Annotated in this window: 28 protein-coding genes; 8 read left to right on the plus strand and 20 right to left on the minus strand. The window is 59.6% G+C overall.

What is annotated here, in order from left to right; all coding sequences use genetic code 11:
- Window positions 1-15 precede the first annotated feature (15 nt).
- The 6 genes from tsf to L4923_RS02075 all read right to left on the minus strand — a co-directional run bounded on the left by tsf (window position 16) and on the right by L4923_RS02075 (window position 3,832).
- Entirely contained in the window at window positions 16-936 is a 921-nt protein-coding gene (gene tsf / locus L4923_RS02055; RefSeq protein WP_239361729.1) for a translation elongation factor Ts, read from the minus strand.
- 167 nt (window positions 937-1,103) lie between these two features.
- On the minus strand, window positions 1,104-1,889 hold the full coding sequence (rpsB, locus tag L4923_RS02060) for a 30S ribosomal protein S2 (RefSeq protein ID WP_239361730.1): 786 nt from the start codon (window positions 1,887-1,889) through the stop codon (window positions 1,104-1,106).
- A gap of 209 nt (window positions 1,890-2,098) precedes the next feature.
- A complete protein-coding gene (locus L4923_RS30860) occupies window positions 2,099-2,374 on the minus strand; it encodes a LysE family transporter (RefSeq protein ID WP_343302637.1) in 276 nt (91 codons plus the stop codon).
- Window positions 2,274-2,705: a LysE family translocator gene (locus L4923_RS31045; RefSeq protein WP_343302638.1), complete on the minus strand. Its 432-nt coding sequence runs from the start codon at window positions 2,703-2,705 to the stop codon at window positions 2,274-2,276. Before L4923_RS31045 ends, L4923_RS30860 begins: the two co-directional genes overlap by 101 nt.
- The gene (locus L4923_RS02070; protein WP_239361732.1) at window positions 2,702-2,980 is read right to left on the minus strand and encodes a DUF4031 domain-containing protein; all 279 of its coding nucleotides are present in this window, start codon (window positions 2,978-2,980) and stop codon (window positions 2,702-2,704) included. The genes L4923_RS31045 and L4923_RS02070 overlap by 4 nt, the downstream gene beginning before the upstream one ends.
- An 18-nt stretch (window positions 2,981-2,998) precedes the next feature.
- Window positions 2,999-3,832 (minus strand): cell envelope integrity EipB family protein, encoded by an 834-nt coding sequence (locus L4923_RS02075; RefSeq protein ID WP_239361734.1) that lies wholly within the window; start codon window positions 3,830-3,832, stop codon window positions 2,999-3,001.
- Between the two features lie 137 nt (window positions 3,833-3,969).
- On the opposite strand from L4923_RS02075, the gene L4923_RS02080 reads away from it, so the two are divergent.
- Genes L4923_RS02080 through L4923_RS02090 form a run of 3 tightly spaced genes read left to right on the plus strand, consistent with a single transcriptional unit; the run spans window position 3,970 to window position 6,466 of the window.
- Complete coding sequence (locus tag L4923_RS02080) at window positions 3,970-4,434, plus strand: RidA family protein (protein WP_239361736.1); 465 nt, start codon at window positions 3,970-3,972, stop codon at window positions 4,432-4,434.
- A 7-nt stretch (window positions 4,435-4,441) separates the two neighbouring features.
- The gene (locus L4923_RS02085) at window positions 4,442-5,170 is read left to right on the plus strand and encodes a glycerophosphodiester phosphodiesterase (RefSeq protein ID WP_239361738.1); all 729 of its coding nucleotides are present in this window, start codon (window positions 4,442-4,444) and stop codon (window positions 5,168-5,170) included.
- A gap of 42 nt (window positions 5,171-5,212) precedes the next feature.
- Entirely contained in the window at window positions 5,213-6,466 is a 1,254-nt protein-coding gene (locus L4923_RS02090) for a GNAT family N-acetyltransferase (RefSeq protein WP_239361740.1), read from the plus strand.
- Here the strand turns inward: L4923_RS02090 and L4923_RS02095 are convergent.
- Window positions 6,435-6,767: a DMT family transporter gene (locus tag L4923_RS02095; RefSeq protein WP_239362052.1), complete on the minus strand. Its 333-nt coding sequence runs from the start codon at window positions 6,765-6,767 to the stop codon at window positions 6,435-6,437. The genes L4923_RS02090 and L4923_RS02095 overlap by 32 nt on opposite strands.
- A 77-nt stretch (window positions 6,768-6,844) precedes the next feature.
- Between L4923_RS02095 and L4923_RS02100 the strand changes: the two genes are divergently transcribed.
- A complete protein-coding gene (locus tag L4923_RS02100) occupies window positions 6,845-7,270 on the plus strand; it encodes an HIT family protein (RefSeq protein ID WP_239361742.1) in 426 nt (141 codons plus the stop codon).
- Between the two features lie 138 nt (window positions 7,271-7,408).
- On the plus strand, window positions 7,409-8,488 hold the full coding sequence (locus L4923_RS02105) for a phosphatase PAP2 family protein (RefSeq protein ID WP_239361744.1): 1,080 nt from the start codon (window positions 7,409-7,411) through the stop codon (window positions 8,486-8,488).
- A 20-nt stretch (window positions 8,489-8,508) separates the two neighbouring features.
- Here L4923_RS02105 and L4923_RS02110 read toward each other — a convergent pair whose 3' ends face one another.
- The 5 genes from L4923_RS02110 to L4923_RS02130 form a co-directional block, all read right to left on the minus strand.
- Window positions 8,509-8,859: an AzlD domain-containing protein gene (locus tag L4923_RS02110; RefSeq protein WP_239361746.1), complete on the minus strand. Its 351-nt coding sequence runs from the start codon at window positions 8,857-8,859 to the stop codon at window positions 8,509-8,511.
- Window positions 8,856-9,593, minus strand: a complete 738-nt coding sequence (locus tag L4923_RS02115) for an AzlC family ABC transporter permease (protein WP_239362053.1) — start codon at window positions 9,591-9,593, stop codon at window positions 8,856-8,858. The genes L4923_RS02110 and L4923_RS02115 overlap by 4 nt, the downstream gene beginning before the upstream one ends.
- 298 nt (window positions 9,594-9,891) lie before the next feature.
- Window positions 9,892-12,357 (minus strand): ATP-dependent Clp protease ATP-binding subunit ClpA, encoded by a 2,466-nt coding sequence (clpA, locus tag L4923_RS02120; protein WP_239361748.1) that lies wholly within the window; start codon window positions 12,355-12,357, stop codon window positions 9,892-9,894.
- Between the two features lie 6 nt (window positions 12,358-12,363).
- On the minus strand, window positions 12,364-12,690 hold the full coding sequence (gene clpS, locus L4923_RS02125) for an ATP-dependent Clp protease adapter ClpS (protein WP_165358363.1): 327 nt from the start codon (window positions 12,688-12,690) through the stop codon (window positions 12,364-12,366).
- Window positions 12,691-12,955: 265 nt separating this feature from the next.
- Window positions 12,956-13,285, minus strand: coding sequence for a phasin family protein (locus tag L4923_RS02130; protein ID WP_239361750.1), 330 nt, complete (start codon window positions 13,283-13,285; stop codon window positions 12,956-12,958).
- A 257-nt stretch (window positions 13,286-13,542) separates the two neighbouring features.
- Between L4923_RS02130 and L4923_RS02135 the strand changes: the two genes are divergently transcribed.
- The gene (locus L4923_RS02135) at window positions 13,543-14,985 is read left to right on the plus strand and encodes an SPOR domain-containing protein (protein ID WP_239361752.1); all 1,443 of its coding nucleotides are present in this window, start codon (window positions 13,543-13,545) and stop codon (window positions 14,983-14,985) included.
- A 36-nt stretch (window positions 14,986-15,021) separates the two neighbouring features.
- Here L4923_RS02135 and L4923_RS02140 read toward each other — a convergent pair whose 3' ends face one another.
- The 3 genes from L4923_RS02140 to L4923_RS02150 form a co-directional block, all read right to left on the minus strand.
- The gene (locus tag L4923_RS02140; protein ID WP_239361753.1) at window positions 15,022-15,717 is read right to left on the minus strand and encodes a DnaJ domain-containing protein; all 696 of its coding nucleotides are present in this window, start codon (window positions 15,715-15,717) and stop codon (window positions 15,022-15,024) included.
- 105 nt (window positions 15,718-15,822) lie between these two features.
- On the minus strand, window positions 15,823-16,260 hold the full coding sequence (locus L4923_RS02145) for a DUF1489 family protein (RefSeq protein WP_239362054.1): 438 nt from the start codon (window positions 16,258-16,260) through the stop codon (window positions 15,823-15,825).
- Window positions 16,261-16,333: 73 nt separating this feature from the next.
- Window positions 16,334-17,737: an L-serine ammonia-lyase gene (locus L4923_RS02150; protein WP_239361754.1), complete on the minus strand. Its 1,404-nt coding sequence runs from the start codon at window positions 17,735-17,737 to the stop codon at window positions 16,334-16,336.
- Between the two features lie 174 nt (window positions 17,738-17,911).
- On the opposite strand from L4923_RS02150, the gene L4923_RS02155 reads away from it, so the two are divergent.
- Entirely contained in the window at window positions 17,912-18,622 is a 711-nt protein-coding gene (locus L4923_RS02155) for a DUF599 domain-containing protein (RefSeq protein ID WP_239361755.1), read from the plus strand.
- Here L4923_RS02155 and L4923_RS02160 read toward each other — a convergent pair.
- The 4 genes from L4923_RS02160 to L4923_RS02175 all read right to left on the minus strand — a co-directional run bounded on the left by L4923_RS02160 (window position 18,619) and on the right by L4923_RS02175 (window position 22,286).
- Window positions 18,619-19,413, minus strand: a complete 795-nt coding sequence (locus L4923_RS02160; RefSeq protein WP_239361756.1) for a YdcF family protein — start codon at window positions 19,411-19,413, stop codon at window positions 18,619-18,621. The two genes, L4923_RS02155 and L4923_RS02160, sit on opposite strands and share 4 nt — an antisense overlap.
- Window positions 19,414-19,574: 161 nt before the next feature.
- Window positions 19,575-21,140, minus strand: coding sequence for an amidase (locus L4923_RS02165; protein ID WP_239361757.1), 1,566 nt, complete (start codon window positions 21,138-21,140; stop codon window positions 19,575-19,577).
- Window positions 21,141-21,198: 58 nt separating this feature from the next.
- Window positions 21,199-21,486, minus strand: a complete 288-nt coding sequence (gene gatC, locus L4923_RS02170) for an Asp-tRNA(Asn)/Glu-tRNA(Gln) amidotransferase subunit GatC (protein ID WP_239361758.1) — start codon at window positions 21,484-21,486, stop codon at window positions 21,199-21,201.
- Between the two features lie 92 nt (window positions 21,487-21,578).
- Complete coding sequence (locus L4923_RS02175; protein WP_239361759.1) at window positions 21,579-22,286, minus strand: metal-dependent hydrolase; 708 nt, start codon at window positions 22,284-22,286, stop codon at window positions 21,579-21,581.
- A gap of 67 nt (window positions 22,287-22,353) precedes the next feature.
- On the opposite strand from L4923_RS02175, the gene ruvX reads away from it, so the two are divergent.
- The gene (gene ruvX, locus L4923_RS02180) at window positions 22,354-22,830 is read left to right on the plus strand and encodes a Holliday junction resolvase RuvX (RefSeq protein ID WP_239361760.1); all 477 of its coding nucleotides are present in this window, start codon (window positions 22,354-22,356) and stop codon (window positions 22,828-22,830) included.
- On the opposite strand, the gene L4923_RS02185 is transcribed toward ruvX, so the two are convergent.
- Window positions 22,778-23,119, minus strand: a complete 342-nt coding sequence (locus tag L4923_RS02185; RefSeq protein ID WP_239362055.1) for a DUF6105 family protein — start codon at window positions 23,117-23,119, stop codon at window positions 22,778-22,780. The two genes, ruvX and L4923_RS02185, sit on opposite strands and share 53 nt — an antisense overlap.
- Between the last annotated feature and the right edge of the window lie 173 nt (window positions 23,120-23,292).

Below are 23,292 nucleotides of genomic sequence, written 5' to 3' on the forward strand. Positions count from 1 at the left end.
AAAGAGGACCGAAGATTACTTCTTGACCGCGGCCGCAACCTCGGCTGCGAAATCGCTCTCTTCTTTCTCGATGCCTTCGCCAAGCGCAAAGCGCAGGTAAGCGGAGATCTTGGCCGGAGCGCCGATTTCCTTCTCTGCGGCCTTCAGGGCCTGCTCGACCGTCAGGTCGGGGTTGAGCACGAAGGCCTGCTTCAGCAGCACGACTTCCTCGTAGAACTTGCGCAGGCGACCTTCGATCATCTTCTCGATAACGTTTTCCGGCTTTCCGGAAGCGCGTGCCTGCTCGGAGAAGATCGCACGCTCACGCTCGACAGCTGCCTGATCCAGCGCGTCGACGTCGAGCGACAGAGGGTTGGTGGCCGCAACATGCATGGCAACCTGGCGCGCGAAAGCGCTGGCCTTGTGCGCGTCGCCCGTGGTCTCGATGGCAACCAGTACGCCGAGCTTGCCGAGATTGTCGGCAACCGCGTTGTGGATGTAGGTCGCGACCGCGCCCTCAGAGACTGTCAGCTTGTCGGAACGACGGAAGCCGAGGTTTTCGCCGATGGTGCCAACGGCGTCCTTGATGGTGTCGGTGACGCTCTTGTCGGAACCCGGATATTTGGCAGCGGCAACGGCCTCGGTCTTGCCATAGGCCAAGGCAACCTTGGCGACATTAGCCACGATCTCCTGGAAGGCATCGTTGCGGGCAACGAAGTCCGTCTCGGAGTTGACTTCGACGATCGCGGCTTCGCGCACGCCCGCGTCGACAGCGATCAGACCTTCGGCAGCCGTACGGCCGGCCTTCTTGTCAGCTTTGGCGATGCCCTTCGCGCGCAACCAGTCGACAGCCGCTTCCATATCGCCGTTGGTTTCGGCCAGGGCCGCCTTGCAGTCCATCATGCCCGCGCCGGTGAGGTCGCGCAGTTCTTTGACCTGTGCTGCTGAAATGCTCATTGTCGCCTCTTTGTTTCGCAATAGGCTGGCGCACCATCGATTCTTCGATGATGCGCCGCGTTCAGGCGCTTAGCGCGCCAAGATATGAAATTGATGAAGGCCTGAGGCGGCCTTCGACTTGGAGCGTTTGCTCGATGCCAAGTGATGCCACCTGGCTGCAAAATGCCTTATGCTTCCGGGGTTTCGCCGGCCGGGGTCTCGCCGAGGACCGGCTCGACCGGAGCTTCAGCAGCGGCGCCGATGTCAACGCCCAGCGCGCCCTGCTGACGGGCGATGCCGTCGATAGCAGCCTTGGCGATCAGGTCGCAGTAGAGCTGGATGGCGCGAGCAGCGTCATCGTTGCCTGGGATCGGGAAGTCGATCTTGTCCGGATCGCAGTTCGAATCGATGATCGCGACCACCGGAATACCGAGGCGCTTGGCCTCGAGAATGGCGTTCGCTTCCTTGTTGGTGTCGATCACGAACATCAGGTCCGGGGTCGAGCCCATGTCCTTGATGCCACCGAGAGCCTTGTTCAGCTTCTCGCGCTCACGATCGAGGTTCAGGCGCTCCTTCTTGGTGAAGCCCTGGGCTTCACCGCCGGAGAGCAGGTCGTCAAGCTTGCGCAGACGCTGGATCGAGTTCGAGATCGTCTTCCAGTTGGTGAGCATGCCGCCCAGCCAACGCGAATTGACGTAATACTGTGCGGAGCGCTGCGCAGCGTCGGCGACGATGTCGGAAGCCTGGCGCTTGGTGCCGACGAACAGCACGCGACCGCCGCGCGCTACCACGTCGGAAACCTGCTTCAGCGCCTGGTGCAACAGCGGCACGGTCTGCGACAGGTCGATGATGTGGATATTGTTGCGAGCGCCGTAGATGTAGGGCGCCATCTTCGGGTTCCAGCGGTGGGTCTGGTGGCCGAAGTGAGCACCAGCCTCAAGAAGCTGGCGCATGCTGAAATCTGGCAATGCCATTGTCTAGTTCCTTTCCGGTTGACCTCCACGGACATTTGACGGTTTCTGGAAAACCGGGTCGAAAGCGCATTGCTTTTCGGGGTTTGCCTGAGCCGCCACCGGAGGTTTCAGCCGGATTTCTCCCGGACAGACACCAAAGCCCGTGTGTGGAATGGTCGCGCCTATACCGGTGTTGCAGCGCAAAAGCAAGCCTCCTGGCTGTGTGTTCACTACCGCGCCGCGATGAACGCTCCCGTGCCGATCATGGCGCCACCGGCTACGCGGTTCATCAACCGCATCCGTGACGGCACGCGGAACCGACGCGAAGCACGCCCCGAAAGCGCCGCGTACACCCCCATCGTTAGAATGTTCGCCGAAACCACGACTGCAACCACCACAAGGCCGTCAGCGAAGGTCATCGCGTTGAGATCCAGGATCAACGGCATGATCGAGGCGTGAAACAGGATCGCCTTGGGATTGCCGAGTGCGATCGACGCGCCAAGCACGAAGGAGCGGACGAACCTCGCCCTTGCCACCATCTTCCGCCTGAGCCGCCGCGGAGCGCCACATCTTAACGCCAAGATAGATCAGGTAAGCGGCGCCGGCATATTTAAGGACCAGGAAGATCCATTCAAACGTTTGCACCAGAGTGACCAGACCAAGCAGCGCCATCGTGACCAGAACCGCATCGCCGGCCGCCACTCCCAGACCAGCGGTAAACGCGCGCGCAAAACCACGCGACACACCGTTGGTAATCACCGCAAACATCGCCGGCCCGGGCGTCATCGCTGCCAATACGACCGCAGTGCTATAGGCAAGAAAGTCAGCCAGCGTCATATCCTCACCTTCCCGTTCTTGACACGGACACGCCGGAATACGGCGACGATTTCCTCGCGGCTGCATTCGATGGCGCCAAGCCGCACCGCGCGGTCGCGTTCAAAGCCGGTAATATCGTAATGCGGCGCCGATGTCTTCGGTGGCCCCTGATAGGAAGAACGCTTCACGCCGAGCTGGGCGGCGAAACCATGCAATTCCTCGATCTCATCGGCGAGGAGATGGCACCAGCGATGGCCAGCCCATTTCCAGATCGCCGCATCAACATAGATCGCCATGGCGCCTGCAGCAGCGCGCTACTGCTTGCAGGGCTTCTGTGGCGTGTCGAACAGCGACAGGTTGACCAGCTTGCCGGTCATCGAGAAGTCGCCATAGTCCATGGTGAGATCCCGTGTCAGCCCGTTCTCGTGCAATTTGAAGGAGATACGGTAGGATGGCAGTTCCTCGCCGCTCGCTTTGTCGGTCTGATCGAAATACGCGATGTCGACCGGCCAATACTTGTCCTTGCTCAGCTTTGCGAGGACCGACAGCTCTGGATCATCCTTCACCGCCTCGGCGGCCTTTCCAACCACGACGGTCGTCGTCATCACCTTGTCGGCCGTATCGGAGCCGTCATAAAGGCTGGTCTCGTAGAAAGTCTCGCCCTTCTCGGCCTTGCCGATCAGTTCGACCAGATGTTGTGTCGGAAACTGTGTCGCCGTGAGCTCCAGCGTCTTCTTTTCCGGCTTGTCCAATTCCACCTTGAGGTCCTGGGGCTCCTTAGTCGCAGTGCCCTTCACTTCCTTGTCCATCGACTGGTCGACAAAGGACTTCGTGACAAAGGAAAACGTTTTGCCCTGCGCATCCTCGAAAGTCGTCGTCTGTTGATCGGTGAGGCGCGTGTTGTTGTCACTCGTGGCGATCTGCGTCACGAACCGGAACTTCACGGTGTAGCCCTCACAAGGCGAACCGTTGAATTCGTAGACCATCCGCCCCGACAAGCCGGTGATACCGGATCGGTCGGAAGCCTTTTCCAGTGCGAGATCATAGACGGCACGGTGCGGCTGCAACATCGGCGCGGCCAGGACCGGCAAGGCAGGCAGAGCGGCAGAGACAAGGAAAGCACTGGCGAGAAGGCGCGTCACGCGCATGGGCAGCTCCGGTCGTCGCAGCTCCCGCAGAGCCGCAGAAAGATAATCCACATCACAAAAAGTCGTGGCGGAAGCGTGTCAAACAATGCAGTTTCCAACCCAACCAACGCGACACCTCCCAGCAATAAGGAATTACCATGGGCGAGACAATCGAAAAGCGGCTAAGCGACCTCGGCATCACCTTGCCGACACCTGCAGCACCGGTCGCGAATTACGTCGCTTTTTCCCGGACCGGCAATTTGCTGCTGACCTCCGGGCAGTTGCCGTTGAGGGACGGCAAGCTCACGTCCACCGGCCTTCTCGGTCGCGATGTCGATGTTGCAGTTGGGCAGGAAGCCGCCAAATATTGTGCGGTCAATATCCTGGCTCAGGCAAGGGCCGCCCTCGGCGATCTCGAAAAGATCCGCCGGGTGGTCAAGATCACTGTCTTTGTCGCGTCGGCGCCCGATTTCGTCGAACAGCATCTTGTCGCCAACGGCGCCTCGGATCTTCTGGCCGCCGTGCTCGGCGAAAAGGGCAAACATGCCCGCTCTGCGGTTGGGAGCGCCTCCCTGCCGCTCAACGCACCCGTCGAGATCGAAGCGATCCTGGAAGTCGAATAGGCCTGTCATGACCGACATATCCTGGCTGACCGCCCGTCCTATCGCGCATCGCGGCTTTCACGACCTCAACGATAAGTGCTGGGAGAACACGCTTTCCGCCTTCTCCGCCGCTATCGAGCGCGGTTATGCCATCGAATGCGACGTGCATCTGACCGCCGATGGCGTGCCTGTCGTCATCCATGACGACGATCTTCGCCGGCTGACCGGCACGGAAGGGTTCGTATGGCAGCGTACCGCCTCTGAGATGGCTCAACTGCGCGTCGGGGGCACCGAAGATCATCCTCCCACACTGCGCGAGTTGCTGGATCTCGTCGACGGTCGCGTGCCGCTTATCGTCGAAATCAAAGGTACGCCCGGCCACGACGCTGGCCTGGTCAAGGCCGTCGGACGCTTGCTGAAGCGTTATGACGGCCAGGTCGCGATCATGTCCTTCGACCACTGGCTGATCCGCGAGTTCGAAACCGAGGCGCCGGGCATTCCCGGCGGCTTGACTGCCTACGGCACCGGCAGCCACGAGATCGAAGCGCATTTCTCCATGCTGGCGCACGGCATTGCCTTCACGTCCTATGCTGCAGGCGACCTGCCCAACCGTTTTGTTTCCTTCGTGCGTGAAAAGCTCGGCATGCCGGTCATCACCTGGACCATCCGTGATCAGCCGGCAATCGACCTCACTTTCAAATATGCCGACCAGATGACATTCGAAGGATTCGAACCCGATCACATACGGGTTGCATGACGCCATCTTGCACCCGCCTCAATGGACCATAAGTAACAGGCCATGGACCATGGCGAAGACGTGAAGGAACAGGACGAGGCAGGCTATGCCGTGCGCATAGCCGCCAGCATAAACGCCTTTACCAGCGAGGAATGGGCAAGCTTCGGCGGCACGACAAGAACATCGGAAACCGGCTATAATCCCTTCATCTCGTTTGATTTTCTGAGCTCCCTGGAAGAATCCGGCTGCGCAATCTCGCGAACGGGCTGGCAGGGTCACCATCTGAGGCTGGAATCGGCCGAAGGGAAATTGCTTGGTGCCATCCCTTCCTATGTAAAATCGCACAGCCAGGGCGAGTACGTTTTCGATCATGGCTGGGCTGATGCCTTCGAGCGAGCCGGCGGTCGCTATTATCCCAAGCTGCAATGTTCCGTACCGTTCACTCCGGCGACGGGCCCCCGTTTGCTGAGTACCGGGAACGAAAATGCCGGCACCGTGAAAGCCGGACTGGCGGCTGGGCTGAAACTGGTCACCGACCAGCTCGGGGTGTCATCGGCCCATGTCACCTTTGCCGACGAGGACGATATCGCCACGCTACAGGCTGCCGGCTTCCTGCACAGGACCGACCAGCAGTTTCACTTCTTCAATGAAGCCTATGGCGACTATGATGATTTTCTGGCCACTCTGGCATCCCGAAAACGCAAGGCGCTGAAGAAAGAACGCCGTGAGGCGCTTGGCGCAGGGATCACCATCGACCGGCTCACGGGCAAGGATATCAGCGAGCGCGCCTGGGACGACTTTTTTGCCTTCTATATGGACACGGGCAGCCGCAAATGGGGCCGGCCTTACCTCAACCGTCGCTTCTTCTCGCTGATCGGCGAGCGGATGGCCGACGACATTTTGCTGGTGATGGCCAAACGCAATGGCCGTTATATCGCCGGCGCCATCAACTTCATTGGCTCAGACACACTTTATGGCCGAAACTGGGGCTGCATCGAGGACCATCCCTTTCTGCATTTCGAGGTCTGCTATCATCAGGCGATCGACTTCGCGATCGAGAAGAAATTGAAAGTGGTCGAGGCCGGAGCACAAGGCGAGCACAAATTGGCGCGCGGCTACCGGCCGGTGACAGTGCATTCCGCACATTACATTGCCCATCCTGGTCTCAGGCGTGCCGTTGCCGATTATCTTGCCCGCGAACGCCGCGAGGTAGCGGCGATGGCCGACTATCTGACCGAGCACACGCCCTTCCGCAAAAGCGAGCCGGCAGCTGATGAACCCTGTCTCAATGCACCACGGTCTTTGAAAACAGATTGATCACCACCACCCCGGCCATGATAAGGCCGATACCGGCCAGAGCCGGCATGTCGAGCGCCTGCCGGAACCAGATCCAGCCGATGGCGGTAATCAAAACGATGCCGGCGGCACACCATAAAGCGTAGACGATACCGACCGGCATCGCACGCAACGGCAATGACAGGAAATAAAAGGCCAGCGCATATCCGGCGATCGACACGAGCGATGGGCCCAGCCTTGTGAATCCGTGCGTCTCCTTGAGTGCGGTGGTAGCGACCACCTCGAACAGGATCGCCACGATGAGGTAGAGATAGTTTCGCAACATGCTTTTCCGCCGGCCGTTTTCGTGCAACCTCAGCACGCATAACCGCATCGCCGAGAGACCACGAGAGGCACACCATGAGCTATGACGATACCAACATCTTCGCCAAGCTGTTGCGTGGAGAGATCCCTTCGCATCGCGTCTACGAGGACGATGCGGTTATCGCCTTCATGGACGTCATGCCACAAGGCAAGGGGCATACGCTGGTGGTGCCGCGCGCGCCGTCGCGCAACCTGCTCGATGCCGATGCAGCCACCCTGGCTCCGCTTTTTTCCGTCGTCCAGAAGGTAGCTCAGGCGGTGAAGAAAGCATTCTCCGCCGACGGTGTCACCATTATGCAGTTCAACGAACCAGCCTCCGGCCAGACCGTCTACCACCTGCATGTGCACGTCATCCCGCGCTTCGACGGCATACCGTTGAAGCCGCATAGCGGCGAGATGGAAAAGCCGGACGTGCTGGCTGCCGATGCCGAGAAGATCAAGTCGGCTCTGAGAACGGCGTAATGAGCTGCGTCTCCCGGCGCGCCTATTCCTCAATGCCGCAAAAGCCAGCAAAGCGAAGAAGTTGCACCTCCTCGTTAGGGGAATTGTAAAGCCGATCTGCAACCTTTCACCTTACGGGGCTCATGAAAGGGGTGTGCGATGCAGGCGGACGGGGCCTTGCCGCTTCATCGAATATTCGGCAACCATCTGACGCGCGCTGTCTGGCAACACCGCAAGTTGCATGGTTTCGCTGCTGCGACATTTGGACTGGCAACCGCCGCTTGGCTGAAAACCGGCAATATGCCGGACGTGGCTATCGTTCTCGATTACGGATTCTATTTTTTGTCCGCGGCCTGGATCTGTGGTTGCATCTTTGCACTTATCCGCCTGTTCCAGCTTGCAGTTGTCGAGCGCCATCCGGCACCGCTGGGCGCCTTCATCCGTTCGTTTGGTCCGGTCTTTGCCGATGGCGAGAGACTCGCCAACGGCATCAATGGGTTTGTTGTGCTGACCCTATTCGCGATATCGTTTTCCACACTGAAGGGCGCGATAGTCCTATTTCATCCCTTTTCCTGGGATCTTACACTGGATTCTGCCGACAAGGTTCTGCATTTCGGTAGAGCACCTTACGAATGGTTGCCCTGGTTGACCGGCGCGCCGTTCGTTCTGTGGCTGGTCAATTTCGCTTATAATTTCTGGTTCGTGGTGCTGCTCGCGGCCATGTTCGCAACGTCCTTCGCAGCACATGATAGCCGGCTGCGGCATCGCTTTCTGTGGAGTTTGATGCTGCTTTGGCTGGGCGGCGGCTTCTTTCTTGCGACGGTATTCTCCTCCGCCGGCCCATGCTTCCTTGCCCGACTCGGCCTCAGCTTAGATTACCAGCCGCTGATGACTGCCCTTGAGACCGCCAATCGCCATTATCCGATCTGGGCTCTTTCGACGCAGGATACGCTATGGGACGGCTATACCGGCGCTCGCCCGGGCAGCGCCGGTATTTCGGCCTTCCCGTCCATGCATGTGGCAACTGCCGTTCTGATTGCACTCTATGCGATACGCCGCTCGCGGCTGGCAGGAGCTTTGCTGTGGATGTTCGCTGCGGTGATCATGGTGGGTTCAGTTGTGCTTGGTTGGCACTATGCCGTGGATGGATATGCTGGAGCGTTGCTGGCGGCAGTGACCTGGAAAGTCACCGGTTTTGTCCTGCAACGGCGGACACCGGCAAGCTTGGCTGAAATCTGAAGACCAGCATCCGGCTGTGATTACAGAGCGAGCTGGAGACCGAGCACCAGGATAAGCTCGGCTGCCAGGATGCCGATGATCATGCGCTTGCCCGATATCAGATAGGCGGCAAAGCCCAGGGCAGCCGCGGCGACACGCAAAGCAGGTGAAGTGTGCGCCAGCGCGCCGCCTGGAAAGACAATGAGATTGCCTATGACGGCTGCCACAAGCGCGGTGGCCATGGTGCGGACAAGCACCAGAACATCGGAATCTTCGGAAATCTTGCCGCCGAGATAGACGCCGAGGAAGCGCCAGAAGTCGGTGGCCGCGAACCCGCCGACGAGGATGAAAACATAGGGCCACCACCAACTGTTGTTGGAAAAATAGCTCATGCGCCACGATCCTTGCGCCGCCACAGATGCCAAGCATAGGCGGCAGCTCCACCGATCAGTCCTGCCGCGAGCAGGTCGAATTGCGGCAGCAACACATGAAAAAGCGGACCGAGACCAAGACCGAGAACCATCGCGACATGCCCTGCCCGCTCCCGCGCCGATCCCCACAGCGAGGTCAGAAAATACATTGGGGTCAGCATTAGCAATGCCGCCGAAACGGTCGATGGTAGTGCATCCGCCACTGCATAGACGGCCGTGACCACGATGATGTTGGCCATCACCAGCGCGCCGCCGATACCGGCATAGAAAGCCGTGCGCATCTCCCGAGGTATGGACTTTAGCCGGTCCATGGCCACCACCCAGGAGGTTACTGCCACGAAATGCGAAAGCAGATAGAGCACCCACGGCCGTGTCCTCTCAGCGCGCATTTCCGGCACCAGTGCGACCACCATCGGCATGAGCCGTATGGCTGACAACGTCACCGCCAGCGCGGCCGCCGGCAGTGTCGCTCCAGAAACGATGGCCCCGACCAGTACGACCATGGACGGCAGTGCCCAGACCGAACCCGTCATGAAGGCGGCCTGCGTCACGGTAACGCCGGCATCTTTCGCCAAGGCCGCGAAACCGACGAAGGAACTGACGAGAATAAGGCCTGGAAGCGAGGCGGCGGCGCGCACACCGCGCAGAAACCAGATCGAGTGAGACGATACGACGTCGGAGGTCGGGAACGACATGAACCGGCCATAGCATGTGCAGCCAGCCGATGCGACCGCACCGGAAGGCGGCATCCAGCCTTTCCATTAATCCAGGAAATCTGTGAGCAAGCCGCCCTTTTGTCGTAGCCTGGCTTCGTCAACGAAGCGCCAATTGAACCCATGGCTGATTGTGGCGGAGACGCGCGTAGCGGCTACGGCTGCATTGCCGACTACGCAAAGCTCAAGTACCGATGACCGACCTTCCGATGGGTTCGGATTTTGGATTCCCCGGCAAGAAAAAAGCCCCGTTGCCGGGGCTTTTTTTGCTCGAGGCAGATCAACCTTTGCGCGGCAGTTGCGGCACTAGGCTACGCTTACCGCCGTCCTTGCCCTTGGGCTCCGGCTTGGAAGCAACCGACTTTTTGGCAACCGCCTTCTTAGCCGCCGCTTTGCGTGGCTTCGGCGCGTCCTCCTCGGGTTCCTTCTTCGGTTTCACCGGTGCCTCGTCAGCCAGCGTCTCGAGTTTGAGCCCGGCCTCGCCGGTCTCCTTCTTCTCAACGGTGACGCGCACTGTGCCGCCATGCTTCAACTTGCCGAACAACACCTCGTCGGCCAGCGGCTTCTTGATGTGCTCCTGGATGACGCGGCCGAGCGGACGCGCGCCCATGCGCTCGTCGTAGCCCTTGTCTGCCAGCCAGGCGATCGCTTCCTTCGACAGGTCGAATGTGACGCCACGCTCCGAAAGCTGAGCTTCCAGTTGCATGACGAACTTCTGAACGACCTGATGCACCACCGGGACCGGCAGCGAGCCGAACGGAATAATGGCATCGAGACGGTTGCGGAATTCCGGCGTGAACAGCCGGTTGATCGCCTCGACGTCGTCACCCTCGCGCTTAGTCGAACCGAAGCCGATCGCAGCCCGTTGCGCATCTGCGGCGCCCGCATTCGTGGTCATGATCAAGATCACGTTGCGGAAGTCGATCTGCTTGCCGTTATGGTCGGTCAGTTTGCCGTGGTCCATGACCTGCAACAGGATGTTGAACAGGTCCGGATGCGCCTTTTCGACCTCGTCGAGCAGGAGCACGCAATGCGGATGCTGATCGACGCCGTCGGTCAACAGCCCGCCCTGATCGAATCCGACATAGCCGGGAGGCGCGCCGATCAGCCGCGAGACCGTATGACGCTCCATGTATTCCGACATGTCGAAGCGCAGCAACTCCACGCCAAGCGAAGCGGCAAGCTGCTTGGCCACCTCGGTCTTGCCGACGCCAGTCGGGCCGGAGAACAGGTAGGAACCGATCGGCTTCTCCGGTTCGCGCAACCCGGCACGTGCCAATTTGATTGCCGAAGTGAGCGCGGTAATCGCGGTATCCTGACCGTAGACCACACGCTTCAGCTCGACATCGAGGCCGGCAAGCACCTTCTCGTCGTCCGCGGAAACCGTCTTCGGCGGGATGCGCGCCATGGTGGCGATCGTTGCCTCGATCTCCTTGATACCGATGGTCTTCTTGCGCTTGCCCTCGGGCAACAACATCTGTGAGGCGCCGGTCTCATCGATGACATCGATCGCCTTGTCAGGCAGCTTGCGGTCGTTGATGTAACGCGCCGAAAGCTCTACCGAAGCCTTTATGGCATCGGTGGTGTACTTCACCTTGTGGAACTCCTCGAAATAGGGCTTCAGGCCCTTCATGATCTCGATGGCATCCTCGACGGTCGGCTCGTTGACGTCGATCTTCTGGAACCGGCGCACGAGCGCACGGTCCTTTTCGAAGAACTGACGAAACTCCTTGTAAGTCGTTGAACCGATGCAGCGAATCGCCCCAGACGACAGAGCCGGCTTGAGCAGGTTCGAAGCATCCATCGCACCGCCCGAGGTCGCACCGGCGCCAATCACCGTGTGAATCTCGTCGATGAACAAGATAGCACCCGGATAGTCCTCGAGTTCCTTCACGACCTGCTTCAGACGTTCCTCGAAATCGCCGCGATAACGCGTACCGGCCAGCAGCGTGCCCATGTCGAGCGCGAAGATGGTGGCGTCGGACAGAACTTCCGGCACGTCTCCTTCGACGATCCGCTTGGCGAGGCCTTCTGCGATCGCAGTCTTGCCGACGCCCGGGTCACCGACATAGAGCGGATTGTTCTTGGAACGGCGGCACAATACCTGGATCGTGCGGTTGATTTCGGACGCTCGGCCGATCAGCGGGTCGATGCGGCCAGCCTTTGCCTTGTTGTTGAGATTGACGCAATAAGCCGTCAGCGCGTCCTGCTGCTTCTTCTTGCCGCCGTCGTCCTGCTGTTCAGCACCATTGGCGCCGTTCTGCTCTTCTTCCGCACCGCGCGGTGAGCGGTTTTCCGACGCCCCGGGGCGTTTGGCGATACCGTGCGAGATGTAGTTGACCGCGTCGTAACGGGTCATCTGCTGTTCCTGCAGGAAGTAGGCAGCATGGCTTTCGCGCTCGGCGAAGATCGCAACGAGCACGTTGGCGCCCGAGACCTCCTCGCGGCCGGACGACTGCACATGGATGACCGCGCGCTGGATAACGCGCTGAAAACCTGCCGTCGGCTTTGAATCCTCGTCATAACCTGTGACGAGATTGTCGAGTTCGGTGTCGATATAGGTCAAAACGGTCTGCTTCAGTTCGTCGAGATCGACATTGCAGGCGCGCATGACCGCGGCTGCCTCGTTGTCGTCGATCAAGGCCAGCAGAAGGTGTTCGAGCGTCGCATATTCATGATGACGTTCGTTGGCGAAGGTCAGCGCCTGATGCAGCGCCTTTTCCAGGCCTTGGGAGAAAGCCGGCATGTTACCTCACTTCTTCTCCATCACGCATTGCAGCGGATGTTGGTTCTGTCGGGCGAAATCCATGACCTGAGACACTTTGGTCTCGGCCACTTCGTAGGTGTAGACCCCGCATTCGCCCACACCGTGATTGTGGACATGGAGCATAATGCGCGTGGCGGCTTCGCGATCCTTCTGGAAAAAACGCTCCAGAACATGAACCACGAATTCCATCGGGGTATAGTCATCGTTGAGGATCAGAACCCGATAAAGGCTGGGTTTCTTGGTCTTGGTTTTGGTGCGCGTGATGACGGCTGTTCCGCGACCGGTACCGTTACCGTCGCTGCCGTTCTGCATTCGCGCCACGCTCGTGGCAGTCTTACCCGTGGTCACGTATTTCTGCCTTCCGGATCGAATCCCCATCAGAACCCGACATGTAGGGTATCGATGCAGGATTTTAAGCCCTTCTGGTTAGCTGACAATATGGCTAGGTCCTCATTCAGTATCGTTTTTAGCAAACGTGAAGATATCGCGCCGGCGGATATGAAAAAACCCGGCTGCGCTAGCGCAACCGGGCTGGTTGAGTGGGGTCGGAAAACCCACAAATCGGCGAGAATGATGCTTACCTCACCTTCGCCGTCAGCGATTCGAAAGGCTTGTAGGCGTCCTTTGCGAGATCAGCATAGAGTTCACTGATCTTAGTGGCTTCTGCCACGAAAGCCTCATACGCCTGCTTGGCGTAGTCGGTCTGGATTTCGATCGCGCTTTCCAGCGACTTGGCCGAAAGCAGCTTCTCGAAATGAGCAGCGCCGTTCTCGAAGCTCTTCTTGGTGTATTCGGTTGCTTCGGCGGCGATCGCCTGTACGCCCGTAGAGAGCGAAGCGAAGCTCTTCAGGCCGGTGTCGGCAAATTCCTTGCCGTATTTGCTGAAATCCTCGTAGGTCTGGCTCATCTGGCATTCCTTTCGGGCGGATTGCTGAATTGTGCGATGCATAAGATGTATGTTGCGCTGCACAAAAAGTCAATTCCGCGCGAATGCACCGTCATCTCCTAAGATTCGAATAAAGCTCGCCTCAACTGCACCTGAAATGGTGAACGAGGCGGTTACCATAAACGGATTGGTAACGAGCGTTAAAGTAGGTTGGCCAAATGCGGGGTCGGACCTTTGCCGACTCCCTGGGGTGCAAGCAAAATTCAAAGGAAGCAGCAGTGCGTCAGGCGTTAACAGGCATCGTGTCCAAGTCCGTTTCTTCTCTCCTCAAAACCTCAATGGTCGCTTCGTTGGCGCTGACTTTCGCTGTGGCGGATGTTGCTTCTGCATTTGCCGCCCCTTCCTCAGCGATCGTGGTGGACGCCAAAACGGGTAAGACGCTCTATTCCAAGGATGCCAATGCGCGTCGATATCCAGCGTCGCTGACCAAAATGATGACGCTTTACCTAACCTTCGAGGCGCTCGCCGCCGGGAAAATCAACAAGAACACCCCGGTTATCTTTTCGGCCAAAGCTGCCGCCGAACCGCCGACGAAACTGGGCGTCCGTAAGGGCGGCGCAGTCACCGTTGAAACCGCAATCCTTTCGATGGTCACCAAGTCGGCGAACGATTCGTCGACTGCGCTTGCCGAAATGCTCGGTGGCTCGGAAGCTAATTTCGCCCGCATGATGACGTCCAAGGCGCGCGCGCTCGGCATGAAGGCGACGGTTTTCCGCAATGCCAACGGCTTGCCTGATCCCGGTCAGTTCACGACCGCGCACGATATGGCGGTTCTCGGCATGGCGTTGCGTGAGCATTTTCCACAATATTATGGCTATTTCTCCACGCGCTCCTTCGCCTACGGCAATCGTCGGATCAACGGTCACAACCGGCTGCTGGGCCGCATAAAGGGTGTCGACGGCATCAAGACCGGTTACACACGCGCCTCCGGCTTCAACCTGGTTTCTTCGGTCGCCGACGGCAACCGCAAGCTCGTCGCCGTGGTGATGGGCGGCTCCTCCGGCGGTGCTCGCGATAAGCAAATGGCTTCGCTGATCCAGACCTATATGCCGCAGACCTCGACCCGCGGCTCTGGTCCGCTCGTGGCGCGCGCCTCCAGCGATACGGCAGTCGCGGCGATTACCAATGTGTTCCTGCCCAAGAAAAATGCCCCGACTCCGGATGAAAAGCCTGAAACGCTCGTCGCTTCCGCCGACGAAACCGTCGCCAATGAAGTTGTCGCTGAAGCGGTTGTCGAGACTCCGAAGACCAAGCCGTCGCGCAAGAAGGTGATAGCAGCCGCCGCTCCTGTGACCGCGTCTGCTGTCGACTCGCCCATTCCGAGCGAGCTTCCGGTCTTTCAGGCCTATGCGCCTGTAGAGGAAAACCCCATCGATCGTCTCGCAACCGCTTCGGTCACCCCAAGTGCAATCTCTTCCAACGGCTGGGCTGTGCAGATCGCATCGGCGCCGCGCGAGGAAGATGCCAAGGCGCAGTTGGACAAGGTCGCCAAGCAGGCTGGGCGCCTGCTGGCCAAGGCTTCCGGCTATACAGTCGCCTTCGACAAGGACGGCACCACCTATTATCGCGCCCGCTTCGGCTTCGAAACCAAGGAAGCGGCGTGGAAGGCCTGCAACGCGCTCAAGCGGAAGAGCATCTCCTGCTTTGCCGTCCAGCAGTAATCGGATTCTCCCGGAAACGTATCTTATCGAAGGAGATTAGTGGTGATTGGAGAGCAGGACGTCCTTGGCTTCGTTGATCCGCGCCGCCAGGAACGACGCGTTTCCGACATCGGGGTGCAGGCGCTGCATCAAGCGGCGGTGCGCCTTGCGGACATCCGTCGCGGCGGCGCCCGCTTCAAGACCAAGGATCTTGTAGGCCTCCTCCTTAGTCATGGCGCCCGGACCTGGCGCAACGCCCAGCCGCTCGCCACGATACGTCTGCGTGTCGAGGCGCCAGGTGGGAAAACGGCCGTCAAGATACGTCTCTAGAAGCTGCGTGCTATCGGGATCGACTGCCAATTCATGATAGAGCTGCCCTAATTCGGCCAGCCCCATGGCGCACAGCATCTTGCCTTCACTACCGCCTGCCAAAACCAGCCCTTCCAATCGGCCGGTATCGTGGTCGAGTTCCATTTCCAAAGCGGCAGTACGCACAAGGGAATGGCGCGCTTCAGGCGTCTTCACCGGGCGTTCCTTGCGAAACATCATGTAAAATGAGCCGGCTGCAGCTAGGGCAAGCAGTCCAAAACCGGCACGGCCGGCTGCAAGGATGGCGAGTCCGGAAAAACCCAGAAAGATCGGCAAAGCAGCGCGCGCATTAGCAGCCATGGCTTTGGGATCGGCACGCAGAAAAAGCGCCATCACTCCCCCAAGAGCCAGCGCTATCGCAGCGACAATGATCACAATACCCATGGCTTTCCCACCCTGGCTCAGCGAAACATACCGCGATCCGAGCACGCCACCAACATGCCGGCAAATCATCCGGCTGGAAACAGCTGTACGAGTTGAGAAACGGCCTCAGAGCAGACCAAGTTCCGCAAGCTCTTGCCTGAGCTTCGGAGGCATTTCCGCCCAACCTACCCTGCCTTTGCCGAGATCGACCGGAGCGTCGGCCTGCTTCAGATAACGCCAGCCCTGGAACGCGCGACGCGGTTGCCATTCAGTACGAACCACCTGAGGATCCAACACCAGATGGCAGCGGCCGATCCCGTCCTTGTCCGTGAACGGCCTGATCTCGGTGATCAATTGCCGGCACTGCACGCTACCCTTGATAACCCAATAGAGCGAACCGCCGTCGACGATCTCGGCAACCCTCGTCGGTACCATGCGCGTGGTGTGATACTGCTCCACCGGCTCGCCCGCCCGGCGCTTGTCGTCGAGGCGATCGGCGATCCACTCCTCGAGATCTTCGACACTGTCGCAGCCGACGCAGAGTTTTATGAGATTGAGAACCATGGATGGAAGGTAGTATGCCAACGGCTCGGGTCAACGGCCTCGACGACTTCTCCACAATGCCAGATGCCGATCCTCAGCATTCCACCACATTGACCGCCAGACCACCAAGGCTGGTTTCCTTATATTTCTCGCTCATGTCGAGCCCGGTTTGGCGCATCGTCTCGATGGCGGCGTCCAGCGGCACGAAATGCTTGCCGTCGCCCTTGATGGCGAGGGATGCAGCGGTCACCGCCTTTACCGCACCCAACGCATTGCGCTCGATGCAAGGCACTTGAACGAGACCGGCTATGGGATCGCAGGTCATGCCGAGATGATGTTCCAGCGCAATCTCGGCAGCATTTTCCACCTGCTCCGGCGTTCCGCCCATGACGGCACAGAGACCGGCGGCAGCCATCGCGGAAGCCGACCCCACCTCGCCTTGGCAACCGACCTCGGCACCGGAAATGGACGCATTCGACTTGATGATCCCGCCGACCGCAGCGGCAGTGAGGAGGAAATCTCGGATCGATGCCTGATCGGCCTCGGGATGGAAGTGCAGCCAATAGCGCAGTACTGCCGGGAGGGTACCGGCTGCACCATTGGTCGGCGCGGTCACGACCCGCCCGCCGGCAGCGTTCTCCTCGTTCACCGCCATGGCGTAGATCGACAGCCAGTCGTTGGCGAGCAGCGGATTGGGCTTGTTCTGCTGCCATTGCTCCTGAAGCTTGTCGTGCAGCTGGCGCGCCCGTCGGCGCACCTTCAACCCGCCCGGCATGATGCCTTCCTGGGTCAGGCCACGCTCGATACAGCCGAGCATCGCGCTCCATACCGCATCGAGGCCGGCGTCGAGGTCCTCGCGTGACATGTGCGTTTCTTCGTTGACCCGCTTCATCTCGGCAATCGATAGTCCACTCTTCTCGGCCATCTTCAACATTTCGACGGCATTCTTGAACGGATAAGGCACTTTCTTGCCTTCTGTTGTGACGGTCCCCCTCGATTTCTTGCGCTGCAATTCTTCGTCCGAAACGACAAAGCCGCCGCCGATCGAATAGTAGATACGCTTCAAAAGCAGCCGATCAGCCCCGTCATAGGCGTAAAAAGCCATACCGTTCGCATGACCGGTCAATGGCGTTTTCTTGTCGAGCACAAGGTCCTTGGCCGGGTCGAAGTGGTAGGACGAGCGCCCAGGTGGCGAAACGCGTTTCTCGGCCGTCACCGCAGCGATGATGGCCTCCGCCTTGTCGGGGTCGACGGTCTGCGGAATCTGGCCAGCCAATCCAAGGATCACGGCACGGTCCGTGCCATGTCCTATGCCCGTATAAGCGAGCGACCCATGCAGGCTGGCGCCAACCCGCTCCACTTTCACGCCCGCTGGACGCGGCCACTCATTGCTTTCAAGTTCTTCGAGAAAGCGCGCTGCCGCAGTCATTGGCCCCATCGTGTGCGAACTCGAGGGACCGATACCAATCTTGAACAGGTCGAAAACCGAAAGAAACACGCTTCCAAGCTCCTCGGGCGCAGTCAGATGACTGGCCCACTCTGATCGATCATTCCGCTATTCGCCATTGGCGCGCTAGGCGCCGCCCGACACCTGTTTCACTGCAAGCGACATCGACACGCAAGCGTGGCAGGATAGGGCATTCCATGGCGTTCTATGTATTAGATAGTGTCTATGAGCGATTCTTTTCTGTTTTCGCTGAATGATCTTCTGGCACTGGGTCTTTTCCTCGGGGTCTGGGTGTTCTTTGCACTCGCCGCCGACGGAAAGGTCTTTCAACGGATTTCGTTGACCACGGCGATGAATGCACAGCGCGAAGCCTGGATGCGCACCATGGCCAAGCGCGAACTGCGCATGATCGACACCTCGATCATGATTGGCCTGCAGCAAGGCACTGCGTTCTTTGCTTCCAGCTCGATCTTCGCCATCGGCGGCTGCTTCGCGCTGCTCGGCGCCTCCGACCATGTGCTGGCGGTGGTATCGACGCTTCCCTATGTCGGCACGCCACCGCAAGGCGTGTTCGAGGCGAAGATTGTCGGCTTGATCGCTCTCCTCGCCTACGCGTTTTTCAAGTTCGGCTGGTCATACAGGCTCTTCAACTATTGCTCGATCCTCATCGGCGCGGTGCCGACCACCCAGGAAGGTATCGTAGCCCCGCATGAGACCGAAGCTGCGGTGATGAGGGCGGCCAAGATGAACATTCTCGCCGGCAAGCACTTCAACGCCGGCCTGCGTGGCATCTTCTTCTCCCTTGCCTATCTCGGCTGGTTTGCAAACGCCGGCGTGTTCGCTGCCACCACTCTGATTCTTCTGGCGGTTCTGGTGCGGCGCCAATTCTTCTCGAACGCCCGCGCCGCGGTTTTGAGTTCCGCGAAACCGCTCTAAGCCGGCCCCGGATACAAGCGATCGATCTTGCCGGTAGCCCAGTAGACAAACAGGCCGATCCACTCCTTGATCGCCATGGTGGTCGTCTTCAGTGAATCGACAGGGTTATCCGTGAAAAGGCCGATGCCCTCGCGACCGGACGTGCGGTAGTCAACCGGCCATGGCAGAGTTTCGAAACCGGCCTTGTCGAACAGTGCCTTGGAACGCGGCATGTGGAAGGCCGACGTCACCAGGAGCCAGGTTTCGCCCCCTTTCGGCGTCACCAGCCTGCGTGTGAAGACTGCATTCTCATAGGTGTTGCGGGATTCGCTTTCCAGCACCAACCGTTCCGGCGCCACGCCAAGCGCGGTCAGCAGCCGTTTCGCGGTGATGGCATCGCCCTCCCCTTCGAGGATCAATTCGCCGGTGCCGCCTGAAACCACCACTTTGGCGCCCGGATAACGCCTGGCAAGGATCGCAGTCTCGACAAAACGATCCCCAGCAGTGCTGAGTTCATAACCGCCACGGGCCAGATTGATCGCACCTTCCATGCCTCCCCCGAGAACGACGATACCGTCGACATTCTGTGGCGCGGCCGGGCGCTGATAGCGCTCCTCCAGCGGTGTCATGATCATCGCGCCGAACGATGTCCATACCGACAGGACGAGGATGAGTGTCGCCAGGAAAGCACCGGTCTTCAGCAGCCTGCGGCTGCCGAAGAAACCAGCGACGAGACCGGCGAGCAATAGCAGGATCGCCAGGTTGAGTGGTTGAGCAAGAAACCAGAAAACTTTGGAAAGAAAGAAGAACATCAGACGGCCCCAGTCGTGTCCGAAGGCCGAACCCCAGTCCTCCCTCGACAGGCGGGGATTCGCCCCTACCTAAGCCAGTGCTTTCTTGGGATTCAGGCGAAACTGCGGAATGACAACTGTTCCGTCTTGGAATTCAGTCCAAGATCGGGAATTTCGACCGCTTACCACCACTGATTGGCTTCGAAGCGACCGGCGGCCTTCTCGATGACATGGGCGGTCTGGAAAAGCGTCTCCTCGTCGAATGGCCGTCCGATGAGCTGCAAGCCGAGCGGCAGGCCGTGCGAATCGAGGCCGGCCGGTACGGAAATGCCTGGCAAGCCAGCCATGTTCACCGTCACGGTGAAGACGTCGTTGAGATACATCTTGACCGGATCGGCAGCCATATCCTGATCGGCCACGCCAAATGCGGCAGACGGCGTCGCAGGCGTCAGGATCACATCGACACCCGCCGCGAAAACGTCTTCGAAATCCTTCTTGATGAGGGTGCGAACCTTCTGCGCCTGCAGGTAATAGGCATCGTAGTAACCGGCGGAGAGCACATATGTGCCGATCATGATGCGGCGCTTGACCTCCTGGCCGAAACCGGCGGCTCGGGTCTTCTCGTACATATCGACAATGTCTTTGCCCGGCACCCGAAGACCGTAGCGAACGCCGTCGTAGCGAGCGAGGTTCGACGAGGCTTCCGCAGGCGCAACGATGTAATAAGCCGGCAGTGCATATTTTGTGTGCGGAAGCGAGATGTCGACGATCTCGGCACCCGCCTCCTTCAGCCAGGCGATACCCTGCTGCCACAGCGCCTCGATCTCCTGCGGCATGCCGTCGACACGGTATTCCTTCGGAATGCCTACCTTCATGCCCTTGATCGGTCGGCCGAGTGCGGCTTCATAATCCGGCACTGGACGGTCGACGGACGTCGTGTCCTTAGGATCCACCGACGCCATGGATTTCAACAGGATAGCAGCATCGCGCACGTCGCGCGCAATTGGTCCCGCTTGATCGAGCGAGGATGCAAAGGCTACGACACCCCAGCGCGATACACGGCCGTAAGTTGGCTTGATGCCGACCGTGCCGGTAAAGGCCGCCGGCTGGCGGATCGAACCGCCTGTATCGGTGGCAGTGGCGCCGGCACACAGGAATGCCGAAACTGCCGCGGCCGAACCGCCGGAAGAACCGCCTGGAACCAGTTGCATGTTATCATAGCTGCGGTTTTCCTCGACGCCGCCCGGCTTGATGAAGCCGGCACTGCCGTCATGGAACGTTGGCTTGACCGTTGTCTGCACACGCGAACGGCGCCAAGGATTGATCACTGGGCCGTAATAGGAAGTCTCGTTGGATGAGCCCATCGCGAACTCATCCATATTGAGCTTGCCGAGCATCACGGCACCGTCGGCCCACAAATTGGACGTCACGGTCGATTCATAACGCGGCCTGAAACCGTCCAGCACATGGCTGCAAGCCTGCGTGTGCACACCTTCCGTGGCAAACAGATCCTTGATGCCGAGCGGAATACCCTCCAGCGCCTTACCCTCGCCCTTGGCGATCCGAGCGTCGGAAGCCTTGGCCATGTTGCGCGCCTTGTCGTGGGTAACCGCCACATAGGCGTTGAGCAGCGGATTGGCTTGATCGATCGCCGCAAGATAGGCGTCGGTGATCTCCGTTGCTGAAATCTCCTTGGCCCGCAGCTTGGCGCGTGCTTCGGCAATGGTCAGTCTGGTCAGGTCGCTCATCAGGCAAGCTTCTTTTCGTAAATCTGGAATGGCCGAATTCAGAACCGGGTTCTGTCGGCTACTCGACCACCTTCGGTACAAGGAAGAAGTTTTCTTCTGTCGCCGGCGCGTTGGCGACAATGTCGACAGCCTTGTTACCGTCAGTCACCACGTCTTCGCGTTTCTTCATGGCCATCGGCGTGACCGAGGTCATCGGCTCCACGCCGGTCACGTCGACTTCGTTTAATTGCTCGACGAACCCGAGAATGGTGTTCAGCTCGCCCGTCATGCGTGCAGCGTCGTCCTCGCTCACGGCAATGCGGGCAAGGCGCGCGACGCGCTTGACGGTTTGGATGTCAACGGACATGGGCGCCTCGGCGATCGTGTCGGAAAAGATCAGGCGGCTATAGCCGCGCGCCGTCCTGCGCGCAACCTGGATCGGTACGGATCGGGACAGCGTTAAAGTGAAATAGTCTCTCCCACCTGTGGCAGCGCTACTTTCGTACCAGAACCTTCCATTCCCGCCACGAACTTGTCCGCCGACTGGTCGATCATCGGAAAACTGCCGAAATGACAAGGCACCACGGTGTCGAACTTGAAGAAACGCCGGCAGGCAAGCGCAGCCACCGCGCCGCCCATGGTGAAGCGGTCGCCGACCGGCACAAGGCCGATCTTAGGCTCGTGGAGTTCATTGATCAGCGCCATGTCGGAGAAGATGTCGGTATCGCCCATGTGGTAGAGCGTCTGGTCGTCGGGAAAATGCAGCACCAGTCCGCCGGGATTGCCGAGATAGGTGTTGGCGCCGGCCTCGCCCGACAGCGAAGATGAATGCAAGGCCTGCACAAACGTGGTGGTGAAGCCGCCGCAGTCGACAGTGCCGCCGATGTTGCCGGGGTTGATCCTGTCGCCCGATACGCCCTTGCTGACCAGATGCATGCATATCTCGAAATTGGCGACCAGCATGGCCCCGCTCTTCTTCAGTATGTCCACCGAGCTGCCGACGTGATCGTCGTGACCATGGGTCAGCAGAACGTGGGTGGCACCTTGGGCCACCCCTTCCCATCCTCCTCCCCAAGAGGGATTGCCCACCAGGAAGGGATCGATCAGGATCGTCGCGTCGCCTGCCTCGACACGAAATGCCGAGTGCCCGTACCAGGTGAGTTTCATCAGCCTCTCCTCGATTTTATGATGACAGGAAAATAGAACGGCGGCTGGTCATGTCAAAGGAAAGCGCTTGAGCACCATCGCAATCGAAGAACTGCCCCAACTGCTGGCGAACGGCGGCACGCTGGCAGGCATTGATTTGGGCGACAAGACGATCGGCGTCGCAGTTTCCGATCGCGGCCTGTCCTTCGCCCATCCGCGCCCCGTCATCATGCGCAGGAAGTTCTCGCTCGACGCGGCGGCACTGCTGGCGCTTCTCGGCAAGGACAATGTCGCTGCTATCGTGATCGGCCTGCCCATCAACATGGATGGCTCCGAAGGACCGCGCGCGCAAAAATCGCGCGCCTTCGTGCGCAATATGGCGCCGCTCAGCCCGCTGCCTTTCATTTTCTGGGACGAACGCCTGTCGACCGTCGCGGCGGAACGCGCTTTGCTCGAAATGGACGTTTCGCGCGCCAAGCGCGAGACGCGCATCGATTCAGCCGCGGCTGCCTTTATTCTGCAGGGAGCCTTGGACCGTCTGAGAACACTCGCTCGATCCGGCTGAGCGGAGGTTTGCCGGCACGCCGCTCACGCCACCATGCGGCGATCTGGCGGCGTCGACGGAAAGCCACAATACCTGCGACCAGAAAGGAATCGAAGACGCAGGCCTTGGCAACCATTCCCGGAATCAGCCCGGGATCGACGCCAAGGATCTCGCCGTAAAGCTGGAAAACCAGGTCGTGCAGTTGTCGGCTCAACATGACGTAACCGAAGTTCATGTCGTTGAGCGACAGGAAATACCAACCCCAGAACAAACTCAGCGGTACGATCCACAGCAGCAACAAGGCGCGCATCAGCCAGCCTTTCCTGCCGCCGGGAAACGCAGACCTGCCCATGGCTCGACCCCCACCGCCCGATGGGCGGTCTTTTCCTGGCTTTCGAGCGGTTGCGACGGACTACGCATGGTCTTCCCACGATTGAGAAGAGACAGTGGCGCTTGCCGCCCTTCACCGCAATGGAAACCATT

Origin of the sequence: Terribium retamae (genome assembly GCF_022347545.1) — a bacterium.
Lineage (GTDB): Bacteria > Pseudomonadota > Alphaproteobacteria > Rhizobiales > Rhizobiaceae > Mesorhizobium > Mesorhizobium retamae.

Bases quoted from the DNA above. Each gene is read 5' to 3' on its own strand.
- L4923_RS02130 (WP_239361750.1), bottom strand. From the start codon at position 13,285: ATGAGCCAGACCTACGAGGATTTCAGCAAATACGGCAAGGAATTTGCC.
- L4923_RS02085 (WP_239361738.1), top strand. From the start codon at position 4,442: ATGACCGACATATCCTGGCTGACCGCCCGTCCTATCGCGCATCGCGGC.
- L4923_RS02080 (WP_239361736.1), top strand. From the start codon at position 3,970: ATGGGCGAGACAATCGAAAAGCGGCTAAGCGACCTCGGCATCACCTTG.
- L4923_RS31045 (WP_343302638.1), bottom strand. From the start codon at position 2,705: ATGACGCTGGCTGACTTTCTTGCCTATAGCACTGCGGTCGTATTGGCA.
- tsf (WP_239361729.1), bottom strand. From the start codon at position 936: ATGAGCATTTCAGCAGCACAGGTCAAAGAACTGCGCGACCTCACCGGC.
- L4923_RS02105 (WP_239361744.1), top strand. From the start codon at position 7,409: ATGCAGGCGGACGGGGCCTTGCCGCTTCATCGAATATTCGGCAACCAT.
- rpsB (WP_239361730.1), bottom strand. From the start codon at position 1,889: ATGGCATTGCCAGATTTCAGCATGCGCCAGCTTCTTGAGGCTGGTGCT.
- L4923_RS02090 (WP_239361740.1), top strand. From the start codon at position 5,213: ATGGACCATGGCGAAGACGTGAAGGAACAGGACGAGGCAGGCTATGCC.
- L4923_RS02110 (WP_239361746.1), bottom strand. From the start codon at position 8,859: ATGAGCTATTTTTCCAACAACAGTTGGTGGTGGCCCTATGTTTTCATC.
- gatC (WP_239361758.1), bottom strand. From the start codon at position 21,486: ATGTCCGTTGACATCCAAACCGTCAAGCGCGTCGCGCGCCTTGCCCGC.
- L4923_RS02115 (WP_239362053.1), bottom strand. From the start codon at position 9,593: ATGTCGTTCCCGACCTCCGACGTCGTATCGTCTCACTCGATCTGGTTT.
- L4923_RS02175 (WP_239361759.1), bottom strand. From the start codon at position 22,286: ATGAAACTCACCTGGTACGGGCACTCGGCATTTCGTGTCGAGGCAGGC.
- clpA (WP_239361748.1), bottom strand. From the start codon at position 12,357: ATGCCGGCTTTCTCCCAAGGCCTGGAAAAGGCGCTGCATCAGGCGCTG.
- L4923_RS02075 (WP_239361734.1), bottom strand. From the start codon at position 3,832: ATGCGCGTGACGCGCCTTCTCGCCAGTGCTTTCCTTGTCTCTGCCGCT.
- L4923_RS02165 (WP_239361757.1), bottom strand. From the start codon at position 21,140: ATGAGCGACCTGACCAGACTGACCATTGCCGAAGCACGCGCCAAGCTG.
- clpS (WP_165358363.1), bottom strand. From the start codon at position 12,690: ATGCAGAACGGCAGCGACGGTAACGGTACCGGTCGCGGAACAGCCGTC.
- L4923_RS02070 (WP_239361732.1), bottom strand. From the start codon at position 2,980: ATGGCGATCTATGTTGATGCGGCGATCTGGAAATGGGCTGGCCATCGC.
- L4923_RS02185 (WP_239362055.1), bottom strand. From the start codon at position 23,119: ATGCGCGCCTTGTTGCTGCTGTGGATCGTACCGCTGAGTTTGTTCTGG.
- L4923_RS02100 (WP_239361742.1), top strand. From the start codon at position 6,845: ATGAGCTATGACGATACCAACATCTTCGCCAAGCTGTTGCGTGGAGAG.
- L4923_RS02155 (WP_239361755.1), top strand. From the start codon at position 17,912: ATGAGCGATTCTTTTCTGTTTTCGCTGAATGATCTTCTGGCACTGGGT.
- L4923_RS02140 (WP_239361753.1), bottom strand. From the start codon at position 15,717: ATGGGTATTGTGATCATTGTCGCTGCGATAGCGCTGGCTCTTGGGGGA.
- L4923_RS02145 (WP_239362054.1), bottom strand. From the start codon at position 16,260: ATGGTTCTCAATCTCATAAAACTCTGCGTCGGCTGCGACAGTGTCGAA.
- L4923_RS02160 (WP_239361756.1), bottom strand. From the start codon at position 19,413: ATGTTCTTCTTTCTTTCCAAAGTTTTCTGGTTTCTTGCTCAACCACTC.